Origin of the sequence: Heliomarina baculiformis, assembly GCF_019966545.1 — a bacterium.
GTDB classification, from domain to species: Bacteria; Pseudomonadota; Alphaproteobacteria; order Rhodobacterales; family Rhodobacteraceae; genus Heliomarina; species Heliomarina baculiformis.
Genome location: NZ_JAIMIC010000007.1, coordinates 105,441 through 120,621, shown reverse-complemented (window position 1 = coordinate 120,621; position 15,181 = coordinate 105,441). Strand labels below are relative to the sequence as shown.

18 protein-coding genes are annotated in these 15,181 nt (G+C 61.1%); 4 read left to right on the top strand and 14 right to left on the bottom strand.

Features of this window, described 5'->3' with window-relative positions:
* Positions 1-39 precede the first annotated feature (39 nt).
* The 5 genes from MF268_RS16895 to MF268_RS16875 form a co-directional block, all read right to left on the bottom strand.
* Entirely contained in the window at positions 40-996 is a 957-nt protein-coding gene (locus MF268_RS16895) for a PLP-dependent cysteine synthase family protein (protein WP_238372041.1), read from the bottom strand.
* A complete protein-coding gene (gene tdh / locus MF268_RS16890) occupies positions 993-2,030 on the bottom strand; it encodes an L-threonine 3-dehydrogenase (RefSeq protein WP_238372040.1) in 1,038 nt (345 codons plus the stop codon). Before tdh ends, MF268_RS16895 begins: the two co-directional genes overlap by 4 nt.
* Positions 2,027-2,641 carry a class I SAM-dependent methyltransferase gene (locus MF268_RS16885; protein WP_238372039.1) on the bottom strand — a complete coding sequence of 205 codons (615 nt, stop codon included), beginning with the start codon at positions 2,639-2,641 and terminating at the stop codon, positions 2,027-2,029. The genes tdh and MF268_RS16885 overlap by 4 nt, the downstream gene beginning before the upstream one ends.
* A complete protein-coding gene (locus MF268_RS16880) occupies positions 2,641-3,825 on the bottom strand; it encodes a glycine C-acetyltransferase (RefSeq protein ID WP_238372038.1) in 1,185 nt (394 codons plus the stop codon). Before MF268_RS16880 ends, MF268_RS16885 begins: the two co-directional genes overlap by 1 nt.
* Positions 3,826-3,921: 96 nt before the next feature.
* Positions 3,922-4,488: a helix-turn-helix domain-containing protein gene (locus tag MF268_RS16875; RefSeq protein WP_238372037.1), complete on the bottom strand. Its 567-nt coding sequence runs from the start codon at positions 4,486-4,488 to the stop codon at positions 3,922-3,924.
* Positions 4,489-4,606: 118 nt separating this feature from the next.
* On the opposite strand from MF268_RS16875, the gene MF268_RS16870 reads away from it, so the two are divergent.
* Entirely contained in the window at positions 4,607-5,782 is a 1,176-nt protein-coding gene (locus tag MF268_RS16870; protein ID WP_238372036.1) for an acetyl-CoA C-acyltransferase family protein, read from the top strand.
* 30 nt (positions 5,783-5,812) lie between these two features.
* Here MF268_RS16870 and MF268_RS16865 read toward each other — a convergent pair whose 3' ends face one another.
* Genes MF268_RS16865 through MF268_RS16850 form a run of 4 tightly spaced genes read right to left on the bottom strand, consistent with a single transcriptional unit; the run spans position 5,813 to position 8,754 of the window.
* Entirely contained in the window at positions 5,813-6,733 is a 921-nt protein-coding gene (locus MF268_RS16865; protein WP_238372035.1) for an OmpA family protein, read from the bottom strand.
* On the bottom strand, positions 6,730-7,302 hold the full coding sequence (locus MF268_RS16860; RefSeq protein ID WP_233145532.1) for a peroxidase-related enzyme: 573 nt from the start codon (positions 7,300-7,302) through the stop codon (positions 6,730-6,732). The genes MF268_RS16865 and MF268_RS16860 overlap by 4 nt, the downstream gene beginning before the upstream one ends.
* On the bottom strand, positions 7,295-8,029 hold the full coding sequence (locus MF268_RS16855; protein WP_238372034.1) for a GNAT family N-acetyltransferase: 735 nt from the start codon (positions 8,027-8,029) through the stop codon (positions 7,295-7,297). Before MF268_RS16855 ends, MF268_RS16860 begins: the two co-directional genes overlap by 8 nt.
* A complete protein-coding gene (locus MF268_RS16850) occupies positions 8,026-8,754 on the bottom strand; it encodes a competence/damage-inducible protein A (protein ID WP_238372033.1) in 729 nt (242 codons plus the stop codon). The genes MF268_RS16855 and MF268_RS16850 overlap by 4 nt, the downstream gene beginning before the upstream one ends.
* A 48-nt stretch (positions 8,755-8,802) precedes the next feature.
* Here MF268_RS16850 and sfsA point away from each other — a divergent pair, with 48 nt between their 5' ends.
* Together sfsA and map are read left to right on the top strand one after the other, a co-directional pair.
* On the top strand, positions 8,803-9,507 hold the full coding sequence (sfsA, locus tag MF268_RS16845) for a DNA/RNA nuclease SfsA (RefSeq protein ID WP_238372032.1): 705 nt from the start codon (positions 8,803-8,805) through the stop codon (positions 9,505-9,507).
* 65 nt (positions 9,508-9,572) lie between these two features.
* The gene (map, locus tag MF268_RS16840) at positions 9,573-10,385 is read left to right on the top strand and encodes a type I methionyl aminopeptidase (RefSeq protein WP_238372031.1); all 813 of its coding nucleotides are present in this window, start codon (positions 9,573-9,575) and stop codon (positions 10,383-10,385) included.
* A gap of 21 nt (positions 10,386-10,406) precedes the next feature.
* Here the strand turns inward: map and rsmD are convergent, their stop codons facing one another.
* The gene (gene rsmD, locus MF268_RS16835; protein ID WP_238372030.1) at positions 10,407-10,961 is read right to left on the bottom strand and encodes a 16S rRNA (guanine(966)-N(2))-methyltransferase RsmD; all 555 of its coding nucleotides are present in this window, start codon (positions 10,959-10,961) and stop codon (positions 10,407-10,409) included.
* Complete coding sequence (locus MF268_RS16830) at positions 10,958-12,169, bottom strand: NAD(P)/FAD-dependent oxidoreductase (RefSeq protein WP_238372029.1); 1,212 nt, start codon at positions 12,167-12,169, stop codon at positions 10,958-10,960. The genes rsmD and MF268_RS16830 overlap by 4 nt, the downstream gene beginning before the upstream one ends.
* 90 nt (positions 12,170-12,259) lie before the next feature.
* On the opposite strand from MF268_RS16830, the gene MF268_RS16825 reads away from it, so the two are divergent.
* Positions 12,260-12,748, top strand: a complete 489-nt coding sequence (locus tag MF268_RS16825; RefSeq protein ID WP_238372028.1) for a peroxiredoxin — start codon at positions 12,260-12,262, stop codon at positions 12,746-12,748.
* Between the two features lie 60 nt (positions 12,749-12,808).
* Here the strand turns inward: MF268_RS16825 and MF268_RS16820 are convergent, their stop codons facing one another.
* Genes MF268_RS16820 through MF268_RS16810 form a run of 3 tightly spaced genes read right to left on the bottom strand, consistent with a single transcriptional unit; the run spans position 12,809 to position 15,134 of the window.
* Complete coding sequence (locus MF268_RS16820) at positions 12,809-13,651, bottom strand: mechanosensitive ion channel family protein (RefSeq protein WP_238372027.1); 843 nt, start codon at positions 13,649-13,651, stop codon at positions 12,809-12,811.
* A complete protein-coding gene (locus tag MF268_RS16815; RefSeq protein ID WP_238372026.1) occupies positions 13,651-13,950 on the bottom strand; it encodes a 4a-hydroxytetrahydrobiopterin dehydratase in 300 nt (99 codons plus the stop codon). The genes MF268_RS16820 and MF268_RS16815 overlap by 1 nt, the downstream gene beginning before the upstream one ends.
* A complete protein-coding gene (locus MF268_RS16810; RefSeq protein WP_238372025.1) occupies positions 13,947-15,134 on the bottom strand; it encodes a GNAT family N-acetyltransferase in 1,188 nt (395 codons plus the stop codon). Before MF268_RS16810 ends, MF268_RS16815 begins: the two co-directional genes overlap by 4 nt.
* Between the last annotated feature and the right edge of the window lie 47 nt (positions 15,135-15,181).

Below are 15,181 nucleotides of genomic sequence, written 5' to 3'. Positions count from 1 at the left end.
CGGATTCCCCGGGATATTTTTTAACCCAAAGAAGCAGAATCAGTCCCAGAGATCGGTAGAGAGGTATTTCAACCCGCTGTCGCAGATGATGACGCCGATTGTGCCGCCTTTTTCCGGGCCTCTGAGCAGGTCGAGCGCGGCGGCGACATTGGCTCCGGCGGAGAAACCAGCGAAGATGCCGAGACTTTGTGCGAGGGTTCTGGCGGTATCGCGTGCGGTTGAGCCACTGACAGTGAGGTAACCATCGACGGGGGTGTCAATGAGTTGCTGCAATTCGTGCATGGCGTAACCGCCGCCCTGAATCGGGTGGGCGGGATGACTGATTTTTCCGCCGGAAAGTGCGGCCGCCCCTTCTGGTTCGCAGAGATAGCCGCGCAGGTTCGGGTTCAGGTCTTTAAGCGCTGTGATGGTGCCGGCGTAGGTGCCCCCGGACCCGGCGAAATCGACAAAGGCGGTCAGCGTTTCGTCTGAGTCGCGCCAGAGCTCTGGTCCCGTGGTCTGGCGGTGCGCTTCGGCGTTGCCGGGGTGATTGAACTGATCGGCGCGGAAGGCCGAGCGGGCCTCGGTCACCTCTTGGGCTCGGGTTTCGACAAGGGCGAGATCCTCGCCCGAGACCTGCCCCGGCTGGCTGCCGGGGGCCTGATCGACGAGGATGACCTCGGCCCCGAGGGCTTTCATCATCCGCGCCCGTTCGGGAGAGTTGCCCCGGCTCATCATGGCGATGAACGGGTGGCCCAGCTGGCCGCAGACGATTGCCAGACCAGTTCCCATGTTGCCGGAGGTGAGTTCCACCACGGTCTGGCCGGGGCGGAGGCTCCCGTCGGCGCGGGCGGCGCGGATGATGCCCAGTGCCGCACGGTCCTTTTTGGACAAGCCGGGGTTCAGGTAGTCGAGCTTGGCAAGGATCCGTCCCTCGACCCGCTTTTCAGTGGTCAGCCGGTCGAGCCAGAGGGAGGGCGTGTTGCCGATGAGATCGAGGATAGAGCTTGCCGTCATGTCCAGTCGAGCACCACCTTGCCGCTTTGTCCGGATTTCATCGCGGCAAAGCCCTCTTCGAAGTCATCGACCTTGAAGTGATGGGTGATGACGCCGGACACATCGAGCCCGTTCTGGAGCATCGCGATCATCTTGTACCATGTCTCGAATATTTCGCGGCCATAGACGCCCTTGATCGTGATCGCCTTGAAAACGATGCGCGACCAGTCGACGGGGGATTTTCCCGGCGGGATGCCCAGCATCGCGATGCGACCGCCCATGGTCATCGCCTCGACCATCTGGTCCAGCGCGGTCTGGTTGCCGGACATTTCCAGCCCCACGTCAAAGCCCTGTTTCATCTTGAGATCCGAGATCGTTTTGGCAAGGTCTTGCTCGGCGACATTGACGGGGGTGACATCGGCGACCTTGGCGGCAAGTTCCAGCCGCGCGGGGTTAACATCTGTGATCACCACGTGGCGCGCACCCACGTGCCGCGCGACCGCTGCTGCCATGATGCCGATGGGGCCTGCGCCGGTAATCAGCACGTCCTCGCCCACGAGATCGAAGGAAAGCGCGGTGTGGACGGCGTTGCCCAAGGGATCGAGAATCGCGCCGATGTCATCCGGGATATCGTCGGGCAGAGGCACCACGTTGAAGGCAGGCAGGCGCAGGTATTGGGCGAAGGCGCCCTGTTCGTTGACGCCAATGCCGCGCGTGGCAGGGTCGAGGTGAAACTTGCCCGCCCGGCTCTGGCGCGAAGATTTCCCGATCAGGTGGCCTTCGCCAGAGCAGCGCTGGCCGATTTCGAGACCTTCGACATTACGCCCGATCTCGACGATTTCGCCAGCGAACTCGTGGCCGGTGATCAGCGGGACAGGCACGGTGTTCTGCGCCCATTCATCCCAGTTCCAGATGTGGATGTCCGTGCCGCAGATGCCGGTGGCGTTGATGCGGATCAGCACGTCTTCGGGGCCAATTTCCGGCACTGGGGCATGGGTCATCCAGAGACCCTCGCGGGCGTGAAGTTTCGACAGGGCTTTCATTTCGTTCTTCATGAGATGTCTCTTTGTTCCAGTGCGAGCCAGGTCCAGGTCACATCGGCCTGCCGGTTATTTTCCTGCCGCGAATCGGTTTCGATGCGTTGGATCAGCTCAAAGCCTGCGCGCTGGGCACGCTCGAGTTCCTGCTCCGTTGAAAGCGGCTCGACAGGTTGACCTTTTGGCAGCGGCCCGTGTCGTAGCGAAATCAGGACACGTCCGCCCGCGCAGGTGAGTTCGGCCAGTCGCTTCATGGCCGCTTCCCGTGAGGTCTCATCGAGATGATGCCAGACCGCGTTTACGAAGATGAGGTCGAATGTACGGTTATCAAGCGTCGTTAGACCGGGCAGGGTGTCCGACACCCATTCCACCCGGTCGCCATGCCGGGAAATGCCGGCCTTACGTAAACCCTGCGTCGGTTCGACGGCGGTTACGCTGTGTCCCCGCGCTGCCAGCCAAGCCGCGTCTCGACCGGTCCCCGCACCGATATCGGCGATGCGGGCAGGCGCGTCGGGGAGCAGCCGGGCGAGCGGCGCAAAAACCACATCGGCATCGACGGATTCATAGCGCTCGGCAAGCTGTTCGGCATTCTCTGCGTAGATCCGAAGGGCTTCGTTCCCGGTGTCCATCAAATCACCCCGGTCGCCTTCCCGGCAGCGGCAAAGGCATCAAGCGCACGGTCGAGTTCTTCGCGGGTGAGGGCCGCGTTCATCTGGGTTCTGATCCGGGCCTGACCGCGCGGCACCACGGGGAAGAAAAAGCCCGAGACATAGACTCCTTCTTCAAACAGCCGGTTCGCCATGTCCTGCGCCAGTTGCGCTTCTCCAAGCATCACCGGGATGATCGGGTGTTCGCCGGGCAAAAGGTCGAACCCGAGATCGGTCAGCCCCTCGCGCCAGTATTTAGCGTTTTCGAACAGCCGGGCGCGCAGATCGTCGCCCTCTTGAACGAGACGCAGCGCCTCAAGCCCGGCCGCGACGATGGCAGGGGGCAGCGAATTCGAGAACAGGTAAGGCCGCGCACGCTGGCGCAGCAGGTCGATGACCGGTTGCGGACCGGCGATATATCCGCCGATAGCCCCGCCCAGCGCCTTGCCCAGCGTGCCGGTCAGGATATCGACACTGACGCCCGCATGGGCCGGGGTGCCTTCTCCTTTCGGCCCCATGAACCCGGTGGCATGGCAATCGTCGACCATTACGATGGCATCGTATTTATCAGCCAGCGCGCGGATCTCGCCAAGTTTGGCAAGGTAGCCGTCCATCGAGAAAACGCCGTCGGTGGCGATCATGATATGACGCGCACCATCGGCTTTCGCGGCCTTGAGCTGGGCTTCAAGATCGCCCATGTCGGAATTGGCATAGCGGTATCTTTTCGCTTTGCAGAGCCTGATACCGTCGATGATCGAGGCATGGTTCAGTGCGTCAGAGATCACCGCGTCCTCGGCGCCAAGCAGGGGTTCGAACAAGCCGCCATTGGCATCGAAGCAGGCCGCGAAAAGGATCGAATCCTCCATGCCGAGGAATTTTGTCAGCGCCTGTTCAAGCTCGCGGTGGATATCCTGCGTGCCACAGATGAACCGGACCGAGGCCATGCCGAACCCCTTGGGCTCCATCGCAGCGCGGGCCGCCGCGATGAGGTCCGGATGATCGGCCAGCCCAAGGTAGTTATTGGCGCAAAGGTTGATGACATTGCGCCCGTTCACCGTGATCTCGCCGCCCTGGGGTGAGGTGATCAGGCGTTCGCGCTTGGTCAGCCCCTCGGCCTCGATCTCGTCAAGCGTCTTCGAAATATGGGACAGAAATTCGCTGGGCATCGGGCAGGTCTCCTTTGTCCGACCCTTACCATGGCCAAAGTGATTCCTGAAAGAAGGATTTCCGGTTTAGCGGAAAAATTCCTGTAAGACGGATTTTTAGGCGTTCTTTACGATCAGTAGTGCCCTTGCCGGTGATCCGGCGGATTGGATGCTATGGGGGACATCTGCTGCGTAGCGGGCCGTATCGCCCTGTGACAGGGTCGATTCTGCATTGCCCGAGGTCACGAGAACTTCGCCGCTAATCACTGTAAGTTGTTCGGTGGCGCCGCGGGTGTGTGGCTGGCTTCTGAGGGCGCCGCCCTCGGTAAAGATCAGCTCATACACTTCGTGATGGCCGGCCTCTTCGGGTGGAGAGAGGATACGAATCCGGCAGCCCTCTCCCATGTTTTCGATGGTCGGGGCCTCTTCGGCGCGGATGACGTCGATCCGGTCATGGGCCTTTTCCGAGTCAAGCAGACCGGCGAAGTCCACCTGAAGGGCGCGGGTCAGATTCCAGAGCGTCGATATGGTCGGGCTGCTTTCGCCACGTTCGATCTGGCTCACCATTGAACGGGAAACGCCGGACAGGTTCGCCACGGCCTCAAGCGACAGGCCCTTGGCGCGCCGCGCTTCTTTAAGCCGTGCTGGCAGGCGGTTCAGGATATCGTTGGTGTTTTCCGTCATGACGGATTGATGAAAGCGAAAGTGACGCGTTGTCAATTCAACAATGCCCGGATTGCGCTGGAATGCCAAAACTTCTGCGCGCATATTCCCCGCGAGGATTTTGAAAGGGAGTAAAGCTATGACTGATGTCGTTATTCTGGACGGTGCCCGCACCGCGATCGGGACCTTCGGAGGCGCCCTGTCCAGCGTGGCCCCGATTGATCTGGCCACCGTTGTTACCGAAGCCGCGCTTGAACGCTCGGGCGTCGAGGGCGGGCAGATCGGCCATGTCGTCTTTGGCCACGTGATCAACACCGAACCGCGCGACATGTACCTGAGCCGCGTTGCCGCGATGCAGGCCGGTATCCCTGAAACCAGCCCGGCGATGAACGTCAACCGTCTGTGTGGTTCCGGCGCGCAGGCGATTGTGTCGGCCATTCAGAACCTGATGCTGGGCGATGCGGACTTCGCTCTCGCCGGTGGGGCCGAGGCGATGTCGCGTAGCCCCTATATCGTGCCCTCGGCTCGCTGGGGTCAGAAGATGGGTGATGTGAAATCGCTCGACATGATGCTGGGTGCGCTCAACTGCCCGTTTGGCACCGGCCACATGGGCGTCACGGCGGAAAACGTCGCATCGGAACACCAGATCACGCGTGAAGATCAGGATGCCTTCGCGCTGACCTCGCAGACCCGCGCGGCCAAGGCAATCGAGGCGGGCTATTTCGAAAGCCAGATCGCGCCGGTCGAGGTGATGGTCAAGCGCGAGAAAGTGCCTTTCAACGTTGATGAACACCCCAAAAAGACCAGCGCCGAAGCGCTTGCCGGGCTGCGCCCCGCCTTTCAAAAGGACGGTACCGTCACGGCGGGCAACGCAAGCGGCATCAATGACGGCGCCGGGGCCATCGTCCTCGCCAGCGCGTCCGCTGCCGAAAAGGCTGGTCTGAAACCACGCGCCCGCGTGCTGGGCTATGCGCATTCCGGTGTGCGTCCCGAAGTCATGGGCGTCGGTCCGATCCCGGCCGTGCAGAACCTGCTCAAGAAAACCGGGCTGAGCGTCGAGGACTTCGATGTGATCGAAAGCAACGAGGCCTTTGCCGCGCAGGCCATCGCGGTGAACCGAGAACTGGGTCTGGATATCGACAAGGTGAACCCCAATGGTGGTGCAATCGCGCTGGGCCACCCGGTGGGCGCGACCGGTGCCCTGATCACGATCAAGGCGCTTTACGAGCTTGAACGGATTGGCGGATCGAAAGCGATCATTACCATGTGCATCGGCGGCGGGCAGGGCATCGCCCTTGCCATCGAACGGATCTGATATCGGACGCGGGGGCTGCGGCCCCCGTTTTCATTCCAGCGACAGCAGCACGGCCTCGACGCGTCTGTTATCCTCGCGGCCTTGCGGGTCGAGATTGCTGGCCGCCGGGGCAAGATAGCCCACCCCATCGGCCTCAAGCCGACCCGGGTCGATATCATAGGCTTCGATCAGCCTGTCCCGCACCGCCTGCGCACGTCGGCGGGACAGGTCGATATTCCCGGCCAGACCGCCAACCGAATCCGTATGCCCGACAAGCGCGATCCGCACGCCCGGATTCTCGGTCAGATAGGCGGCAAGATTGACCAGTGAGTCATAGGGCCCCGGACCAAGCGCAACAGCGCCGGTTTCAAACTCAAGGTCGCGCAGCACGATATGGCCGTCACGCTCGAATTGGTTCACCGTCTGCCGGGGCTGACCTGCCTCCGGCGTTGGTTCGATTTCGGCCACGGGTTCGGTTGGAACCTCTTCGACCTCATCTGGTGAGACTTCGATAATCTGGATGTAGGCGGATGCCCGGCTCTTGCTGACCAAGACGCTCAGGGCTTCGCCGTTTGTCTTCTGCGCGGCCACGTAGCGGAAGTTCCTGATGTCGACATACATGTCCGGGGCCGGGGTGATCTCGGTCCGGAAACGGAAATCAAAGCCGCCACATTCGATATCCTTGCAGGCGTACAGCACCTCGTACCCGGCCTGCTCAAGCTGAGTCCGGATCGGTTCAAGCACCTGAAGCGTCGTCAGGTCGGAACTGTTGATGCGCCAGGTGCGGCGCGCGACCTCTCCGGTGAAGGTCTCGGTCGGCAGGATGCCGTCACGATAGTCGCCCACCGGCATCGCGTAGTCATCAAGTGGGATCACACGCTCGGACAACGTGCGCGCGCCGACCGGCAGGGACAGCTCGATCGCCGCGACCGGCGTTGCCGCCAGTATCAATGCGGCGATCAAGCGGATCATCTTGCCTGCGCGTGATAGGCGTCGTTCGGGCGCATGTCCGTGGCACTTGCCACGCGGTTAGACATGTTGAAAAAGCCGGTGACATTGGCGATGTCCCAGATATCGCGGTCGCTAAAGCCGACTTCTCGCAGGGCCTGCCGGTCGTCTTCCTCGACTTTGTGGCTTGAGATCGTAACCTTTTCCGCGAATTCCAGCATCGCCCGCTGGCGTGCGTCCAGATCGGCCACCCGGAAATTCATCACCAGCATCTCGCCAAGCACCGGATCGCCGGACAGCTGGCGCACGGCGGCACCATGGGCGGTCAGGCAGTAAAAGCACTTGTTGATCGAAGACACCACGACCGCAATCATCTCGCGTTCAAGCTTGGAAAGCCCGCTGTCGGCCAGCATCAGGTCATTATACATGCCGGTAAAGGCGTTGAGCTTGTCGATGTCGAACGCGTTCGCCTTGAGCACATTGGGCACCATGCCAAGCTTTTCCATGCAGATGTCGAAATATTTCTGCGTTGCTTCAGGCAGCGGATCGACCATCGGCAGATCCAAGGCGGTCGGCTTGTCTTTTTCAGTCACGTGTCACTCTCCCTGTAGTGCTGTGTCGGTAATGATAGTGCCCTGTCACGGTCATGCCCAGCGAACGGTACAAACCATTGGCCGGGCCATTGGCATCCGTACACATCACCGACAGGGTGTGGGCACCGTTGTCGCGCGCCCAGAATGCCGCCGCGCGCATGAACCATCGGCCCATGCCAAGGCGGCGCTGTCCCGGGCAAACCTCGACCGCGTGGACCATCGCGACACCATCATGGATCGCGACAAAGGCGACGCCGCCCGGCTTGTCGTTGAGCCGCCCAAGAAGGCTGACCCTTGGGCTCTTGGTGCGTTTCATGACCTCGATGCGTTCCGGGCCAATGCCCCCGGCCGCCCAGATTTCCCGCATGATCGCGAGCGGCTCCCAGACCTGAAGAACCGTCACGCGCGGGATCGCCACATCGCAGAGCGTCTCTGGCGTACAGGCATAGATCGTGACCGGATCGAGAATGGCATAGCCGCGCGCCGCCAGCATCCCGTCCAGATGTTCCTGACCTTCGCGGATCTGGAAGATCAGCTTTTGATCCATCGCCAGCATCGCTTCTTCGGCGCGGTCTATATCGGCCTCGGTTACCGGCCCATCTGCGGTTGTCGCCGACACCCGGCTGCCGCCGCCCCGACCTTCGCGAAAGGTCCAAGGGTCCTCTTTTCGATAAGTGGCCGCTGGCCATGTGCCGTCGATGACGGCGTACCAATCGGGCGGTGTCATGCCAGCGCCTCCAGCGCGCGCACCAAAGCCGTTCTCGCGGCGGTTACCCGCGCCGGATCGCTGCCGCGCAACACGACATTCGCGCCATAACGGCCGTTTTCCTGAAACGGGTAACAGCCGATGGACAGGTCGTTGTAGGTGGCCGAAATCGAGGTGAGCGTTTCCGCGATATCGCCTTCGCCCTTGTCGACACGCAGGGATTCAGAGATCAGCGGCGCACCGCCGGTCAGACCGGGCAGAACGCTGGCCACCATCGCCTCGAAAACCGAGGGCACACCCGCCATTACATGCACGTTGCCGATGGTAAAGCCCGGCGCAACCGACACCGGATTCTCGATCAGCGCTGCTCCATCCGGGATGCGCGCCATCCGCAGCCGGGGCGCGTTCAGCTCACGCCCGGTGCGTTCATAATGCGCGGCAAGCAGGGCGCGGGCGTCGTCGCGGATGCCGATCGGCGTGTCGAAGGCCTCTGCAATGCAATCGGCGGTGATGTCATCATGGGTCGGCCCGATGCCGCCGCTGGTAAAGACGTGATCGAACCCCGCCGAGAGCGCTTTGACCGCCGCGACGATGGCAGGCGCGTCGTCGCTGACCACCCGGACTTCTTTCAGGTCGATCCCGCGTGCCGTCAATTGGTTGGCCAGATGGTACATATTCGCGTCGCGAGTCCGCCCCGACAGGATTTCGTCCCCGATCACAAGCATGGCGGCAGTCGGATTGGGCATGGGCGGAACTCCTTGAACGGTTGTTGATCTGGGTATAGGCCGCGTCTCATGCGCTTTCAAACCCCTCTTGTTCCGGCCCGGCTGATCCGGCGATACAAACGCTTCCTTGCCGATTGCCAGCTTGAGGACGGGCGCGAGATCACGGCCCATTGCGCCAACCCCGGCTCTATGATGGGGCTGGCCGAGCCGGGCGTGAAAATCTGGCTCGAACCCAATGACGATCCGAAAAAAAAGCTGAAATACGGCTGGCGTCTGGTGGATCACGAAGACGGCAATTTCACCGGCGTCGATACATCCGTGCCGAACCGCGCCCTGCGCCACGCCCTTGAGGCGCGCGAAATCCCGGAACTGGCCGCCTACGAAACCGTCCGGCCCGAGGTGAAATACGGCAAATCCAGCCGCATCGATTTCCTGTTATCCGGCGCCGGCCTTCCCGATGCCTATGTCGAGGTGAAATCCGTAACGCTGTCGCGCCAGCTGGGACTTGCCGAATTCCCCGACAGCGTGACCGCGCGGGGCGCCAAACATCTGGCCGAACTTGCCGATATGGCGGCTGAGGGGCATCGCGCGATCATGTTCTACCTGATCCAGCGCACCGACTGCACGTCTTTCGATCTGGCCCGCGATATCGACCCTGCTTATGCAGCTGCTTTTACCGCTGCGCGTGCCTCGGGTGTTGAAATTCTTTGCTACGATTGCGATATCACGCCTCAACATGTGTCGCTTGGTCGCTCTGTGGCCGCCGTGACCTGACGGCCATTGGATTTTAAGGACGGGTCGTTATAATCGAAACTATCCAAAAGGATGGAGAGCCCTTGTTGAAGAACGAACATCGTGGCCGCCTGACCAAGGACGGGATCCGGATCTACGAAACCGCCGATTTCGCCGGAATGCATACGGCTGGCGCGCTTGCCGCGCAGATCCTTGACGACATTGCCGAGCATGTGACCGTTGGCCAGACGACCGAAGAGCTTGACCGCCTGATCACCAAGATGGTCGAGGACGCGGGCGCGACCTCGGCGACCATCGGCTACAAGGGCTATCAGCATGCAAGCTGCATTTCAGTAAACCACGTGGTCTGCCACGGTATCCCCGGCCCCAAGACACTGAAGGATGGCGATATTCTCAACATCGACGTGACCGTGATCGTCGATGGCTGGTACGGCGACACCAGCCGCATGTACGTGGCGGGCAAACTGCCGCGCAAAGCGGAACGTTTGATCGACGTCACCTACGAGGCGCTGATGCGCGGAATCGAGGTGGTCAAGCCAGGCAATACCTTTGGCGATATCGGTCACGCGATCCAGACCTTTGTCGAAGCCAACCGCATGAGCGTCGTTCGCGATTTCTGCGGTCACGGGCTTGGCCGCGTGTTCCACGCGCCGCCGAACGTGTTGCACTATGGCCGTCCCGGCAATGGCGCGGTTCTGGAACCCGGCATGTTCTTTACTATCGAACCGATGGTCAATCTGGGCCGCCCGGAAACCAAGACTCTGGCCGATGACTGGACTGCCGTGACTCGCGACAAATCGCTGTCGGCGCAGTTCGAGCATTCGATTGGCGTCACCGAGGACGGTTGTGAGATTTTCACAAACTCGCCGGGCAACAAGTTCCACCCGACCTACGGTTAAGCCGCTGACGGCGCGTCCGGTTCAGGCCGCGCCGTACCATAACAACGTGACATGTGTATCGCCGTATTTTCGGCGGTCATGCAGATCGAACCCCTCTGGGGCCTCCTGCGGGCTACTTTCTTCCCAGACAATCAGCGCGCCGTCGGCGATCCATCCACCGGCGCTCGCCGACGCCAGCGCCTTTGCTCCCAGTCCCTGACCATAGGGCGGATCGAGAAAGATCAGATCGCAAGGCGCATTGGCATCGGGCAGCTGTGTCGCATCCTGCCGGATCAGCCGCGTCTCTTCCCCGGCGCCGAGCAGGGCGATGTTCTTGCCAATCAACCCCTGACCGACCCGGCCTTTCTCTGCGAAAGTCACATGCTCCGCCCCCCGCGACAATGCCTCAAGCCCCAACGCCCCGGTCCCGGCAAAGAGGTCCAGCACCCAGGCACCGTCGAGCACGTCCAGCGAGGTCAGCACCGAGAACAGGCTTTCGCGCACCCGGTCGGTGGTCGGTCGCAGATGCGCCCCGGCATCGCCCTTGCCCACCGGGGTCAGCGCGCGGCCGCGATACCTGCCCGCGATGATCCTCACGCTTTCAACAGGGCCTTCATGTCGGTTGCCGGGTCGGCGATGACATCGGGCGAGGGTGATTTGCCCGCGTCGATCAACCGCTTGCCGATCATGTAATTGCGTGGGTCGTTCATCGCGTCCACGGCCAGCAATTCATCGCCATTGTAATACCAGAAGGACACGGTTTTACCGTCGCCTGCCCGCGTGATGATCCGGTCATAGCCTGTATTCAGCCCGGCAATCTGCAATTTGACGTCGTACTGGTCAGACCAGAACCACGGCTGTGGCACGTATTCAACTGTATTGCCCAGCAGGTTGCCCGCGACGCATTCCGCCTGATCGATGGCATTGGGCACGCTTTCCAGCCGGATACGCTCGCCCTTATAGGGAAAGGACGCGCAATCCCCGGCGGCCCAGATGCTTTCATCCGAGGTCCGGCCAAACGCATCGGTCTTGATCCCGTTGTCAAGGATCACCCCGGCCATCTCGGCAAGCTGGGTCGACGGCGCAATGCCGACACCCACAACCACGAAATCCACCTCGAGCGTGGTGCCATCGGCCAGCACCGCCCCGGTAACCTTGCCATTCTCGCCGGTCAGTTTTTCCAGCCCGACACCCTCGAGGATCTTCACGCCGTGTCCGGTGTGGAGATCGCGAAAAAAATTGCTCGTCTCGGGCGCGGCGACCCGTTGCAGGATACGGTCGGCCATCTCGACCAACGTGACCTGTACACCGAGCTTGGTCGCGACCGCCGCCGCCTCAAGCCCGATATAGCCGCCACCGACGATTAACGCGCGTTTGCCCTCGCTCACCATCGGCGCCATCGCATCGACATCGGCCAGCGTCCGCACGACAAAGACTCCGTCCAAGTCGCCGCCAATCGATGAGGGCAGGCGGCGCGGGTCCGATCCGGTGGTCAGCACCAACTGGTCATAGGGGATGACCTCGTCACCCAGATGCACGGTCTTCCCGTGTCGGTCGATGGCGGTAACCGGCTGACCCAGCTTCAGCGTCACCTTCTGGTCGTCGTAAAAGCTTTCGGGTCGCAGAAACAGCCGCTCAAGCGCCATGTCGCCCAGCAGATAGGCCTTGGAAAGCGGCGGGCGCTGATAGGGAACAACCGGTTCCGCCCCGATCAGGGTGATATCGCCGTCAAACCCGTCCTTGCGCAGCTTGGCCACCAGAGAGGACCCGGCCTGACCGGCTCCGATAACAACGATATGGGTCATGCGCCCGACCTTTCGATACTGCTTCGTCATCTTGTCGGCGCACCCTATATGGGCCACAAGGTAAATAGCAAATCCAACAGGGGAAACATCATGACCATTTCCAAAGGCGACAAACTTCCCGATGCAACGCTGACCCGGATCGGTGCCGAAGGCCCGGAGCAGATTCCGCTGGCCGACAAGGTAAAGGGGCGCAAGGTCGTGATCTTTGCGGTGCCCGGCGCGTTCACCCCGACCTGCCATTCCGCCCACGTGCCCAGCTTTATCCGCACCAAAGAACAGTTCGATTCCAAGGGTGTCGACGAGATCATCTGTGTCTCCGTCAACGACCCCTTCGTGATGAAAGCATGGGACGACGCCACTGGCGCAGGCTCGGCAGGGATCACCATGCTTGCCGACGGAACCGGCGAATTCACCAAGGCCCTCGGGATGAGCTTTGACGTCGCTGCGGTAGGTCTCATGGGCCGCTCAAAGCGCTACGCCATGCTGGTCGAAGACGGCACGGTCAGCATCCTGAACGAGGAACTCGGCACCGGATGCGAGATTTCAGCGGGCGAAGGTCTGCTGGATTCGATGCAGTAAGCAGCAAATGAAAAAGGCGCGTCCCTAACGGCGCGCCTTTCTTTATTCGGAAAGGGACTCTCAGCTTTCCTGAACGATCGTTCTTGTCGGGAACGGAATATCGACCCCGGCAGCATCCAGCGCCTCTTTGACCTTGCGTTTGATATCGGCCTGATACTGGAAATACACCGCGCTGTCGCACCATGCCCGGGCCAGGAAATCGACCGAGGAATCCCCAAGGTTGTTCACTTGAAGGAACATCTCGGGCGAATCATGGGTGCGTTCATCGCCCATGATGGTCTCGCGGATCACGGCTTCAGCCTGTTTCAGATCGGCGCCATAACCAACGCCGAACGTCCATTCGGCCCTTCGGGTTGGGTAGATCGAATAGTTGACGATGGTGCTGCCCCAGACCTCGGAGTTCGGCACGATGATCTGGACGTTTCCAAGGCTGGCCAGTTCCGTATAATTGAGGGTGATCGTCTTGACCGTCCCCATCTGGCCGTTGATCTCGACGAAATCGCCGGTCTTGATCGGGCGGAAAAAGATCAGCATCACACCCGCCGCCACGTTCGACAGCGTGCCCTGCAAGGCCAGACCGATGGCAAGACCGGCAGCACCGACTGCGGCCACGATAGAGGTGGTCTGCACGCCGAATGTGTTCAGCACGAAAATGAACGTAAAGGCGAGGATCGTGTAACGCAGGATCGACCCGAAGAAATCGAACAGGGTTACATCAAGATGCGCATAGCGCTCGCCGATCTTGCGGATGCGGGTATGCGCCCACGATGCAATGAACCAGCCAATGATCAGGATCACGACGGCAGACAGCACCGATCCCGCAATTGACGCCAGAAAATTAAGTGTCAGAACGTCACCCACGGTGGTGCCGTTCCAGATTTCAGTCCCAAGTATTTCTTCCATTAAACCTCTGCCAAGCTGTCCATTTTCCGCGCTAATTTCACGTCGAGCGAGCTTAGTCCCTCGACATCATGCGTGGTTAGTACAACTTCCACGGTCTTGTAAACATTGCGCCATTCCGGGTGGTGGTTCCACTTTTCCGCCCAGAAGGCGGCCTGGGTCATCCAGCCAAAAGCCCCGACAAAGTCATCGAAAGTGAAGGTTTTCTCGATGGCGTCCCGGTCTTCGCACATGGCCCAGCCCGTTTCGAACAAGGGGGTCAGCAAGGTTTTGCGGGTTTCTTCCGAAAGCTTTTCGGTCATTCCTGTTCTTCCACTTCTATCTTCCTGAACGGTCCGTAATCCGTCAGAATTTCGATCTCTTCGGCCACCGCTTCACGCTCGGCATCGAGATAGTCCTTGATGGCGCGGGCAAAGCCCGGATTGCCGACCCAGTGCAGCGAATGGGTCTCGCAGGGCAGATACCCGCGCGCCAGTTTATGCTCGCCCTGCGCGCCCGCCTCGACCCGTGGCAGCCCGTTCTCAAGGGCAAAGTCGATGGCGCGATAATAGCACAGTTCGAAATGCAGGCAGGGGTGATGCTCGACGCAGCCCCAGTAGCGGCCAAACAACGTCTTGCGCCCGATAAAGTTCAGCGCTCCCGCGACGTAACTTCCGTCACGCTCGGCCAGCACAAGGGCGATGTCATCGCGCAGGCTCTCCTGCGCGAGGGTGAAAAAGCGCCGCGTGAGGTAAGGAGAGCCCCATTTTCGGGCGCCGGTGTCCTGATAGAACTTCCAGAACGCGTCCCAGTGCTCGGGTTGGATCTCGTCGCCGGTATAGGTTCGGATCGTCCCGCCAAAGGCATTGGCCTGCGCGCGTTCCTTGCGGATGTTCTTGCGCTTGCGCGACGACAAACTTGCAAGAAAACCGTCGAAATCACCAAATCCCTGATCCAGCCAGTGGAACTGCTGGGTGCTCCGAGGCATCAGCCCCATCTGCTCACCGGCGTCGGCCTCGTCTGCGGTACAAAAGGTGACGTGCAGCGACGATACCTCGTTATTGTCGGCAAGCTGCACCGCGCCCTGCACAAGGGCGGACATGCCGACCTCGCGGTATTCGGGACGCACCAAAAACCGTCGCCCGGTCGCGGGGGTAAAGGGCACCGCGATCTGCAGCTTGGGGTAATACCGCCCGCCGGCGCGCTCATATGCATGCGCCCAATTGTGATCGAAGATATATTCGCCCTGGCTGTGTGACTTCAGGTACATCGGCGCGACCGCAATCAGCTCGCCATCCAGATGTGCGGCAAGGTAATGCGGCTGCCACCCCGTTCCGGTCCCGACCGAGCCGCTATCTTCCAGCGCCTTCAGAAATCGATAAGTCGTGAACGGATCGTCCGGCGCGCCGCCATCCGCCGCCTCGGGGCAGGCACAGGCATCCCAGTCCTCCGGCGCGATCTGCGCAAGGGAGTTCAGGACATGAATTTCGATTTGCGCCTGGTCCATGGTCTTTCCGTCGTTCCCCAGCTCCTAATGTGTAGCAGCGGCGCGGG

Bases quoted from the DNA above. Each gene is read 5' to 3' on its own strand.
- MF268_RS16865 (WP_238372035.1), bottom strand. From the start codon at position 6,733: ATGATCCGCTTGATCGCCGCATTGATACTGGCGGCAACGCCGGTCGCG.
- MF268_RS16810 (WP_238372025.1), bottom strand. From the start codon at position 15,134: ATGGACCAGGCGCAAATCGAAATTCATGTCCTGAACTCCCTTGCGCAG.
- MF268_RS16850 (WP_238372033.1), bottom strand. From the start codon at position 8,754: ATGCCCAATCCGACTGCCGCCATGCTTGTGATCGGGGACGAAATCCTG.
- MF268_RS16820 (WP_238372027.1), bottom strand. From the start codon at position 13,651: ATGGAAGAAATACTTGGGACTGAAATCTGGAACGGCACCACCGTGGGT.
- sfsA (WP_238372032.1), top strand. From the start codon at position 8,803: ATGCGCTTTCAAACCCCTCTTGTTCCGGCCCGGCTGATCCGGCGATAC.
- MF268_RS16870 (WP_238372036.1), top strand. From the start codon at position 4,607: ATGACTGATGTCGTTATTCTGGACGGTGCCCGCACCGCGATCGGGACC.
- MF268_RS16885 (WP_238372039.1), bottom strand. From the start codon at position 2,641: ATGGACACCGGGAACGAAGCCCTTCGGATCTACGCAGAGAATGCCGAA.
- MF268_RS16875 (WP_238372037.1), bottom strand. From the start codon at position 4,488: ATGACGGAAAACACCAACGATATCCTGAACCGCCTGCCAGCACGGCTT.
- MF268_RS16815 (WP_238372026.1), bottom strand. From the start codon at position 13,950: ATGACCGAAAAGCTTTCGGAAGAAACCCGCAAAACCTTGCTGACCCCC.
- MF268_RS16830 (WP_238372029.1), bottom strand. From the start codon at position 12,169: ATGACCCATATCGTTGTTATCGGAGCCGGTCAGGCCGGGTCCTCTCTG.
- MF268_RS16855 (WP_238372034.1), bottom strand. From the start codon at position 8,029: ATGACACCGCCCGATTGGTACGCCGTCATCGACGGCACATGGCCAGCG.
- MF268_RS16825 (WP_238372028.1), top strand. From the start codon at position 12,260: ATGACCATTTCCAAAGGCGACAAACTTCCCGATGCAACGCTGACCCGG.
- tdh (WP_238372040.1), bottom strand. From the start codon at position 2,030: ATGAAGAACGAAATGAAAGCCCTGTCGAAACTTCACGCCCGCGAGGGT.
- MF268_RS16880 (WP_238372038.1), bottom strand. From the start codon at position 3,825: ATGCCCAGCGAATTTCTGTCCCATATTTCGAAGACGCTTGACGAGATC.
- MF268_RS16895 (WP_238372041.1), bottom strand. From the start codon at position 996: ATGACGGCAAGCTCTATCCTCGATCTCATCGGCAACACGCCCTCCCTC.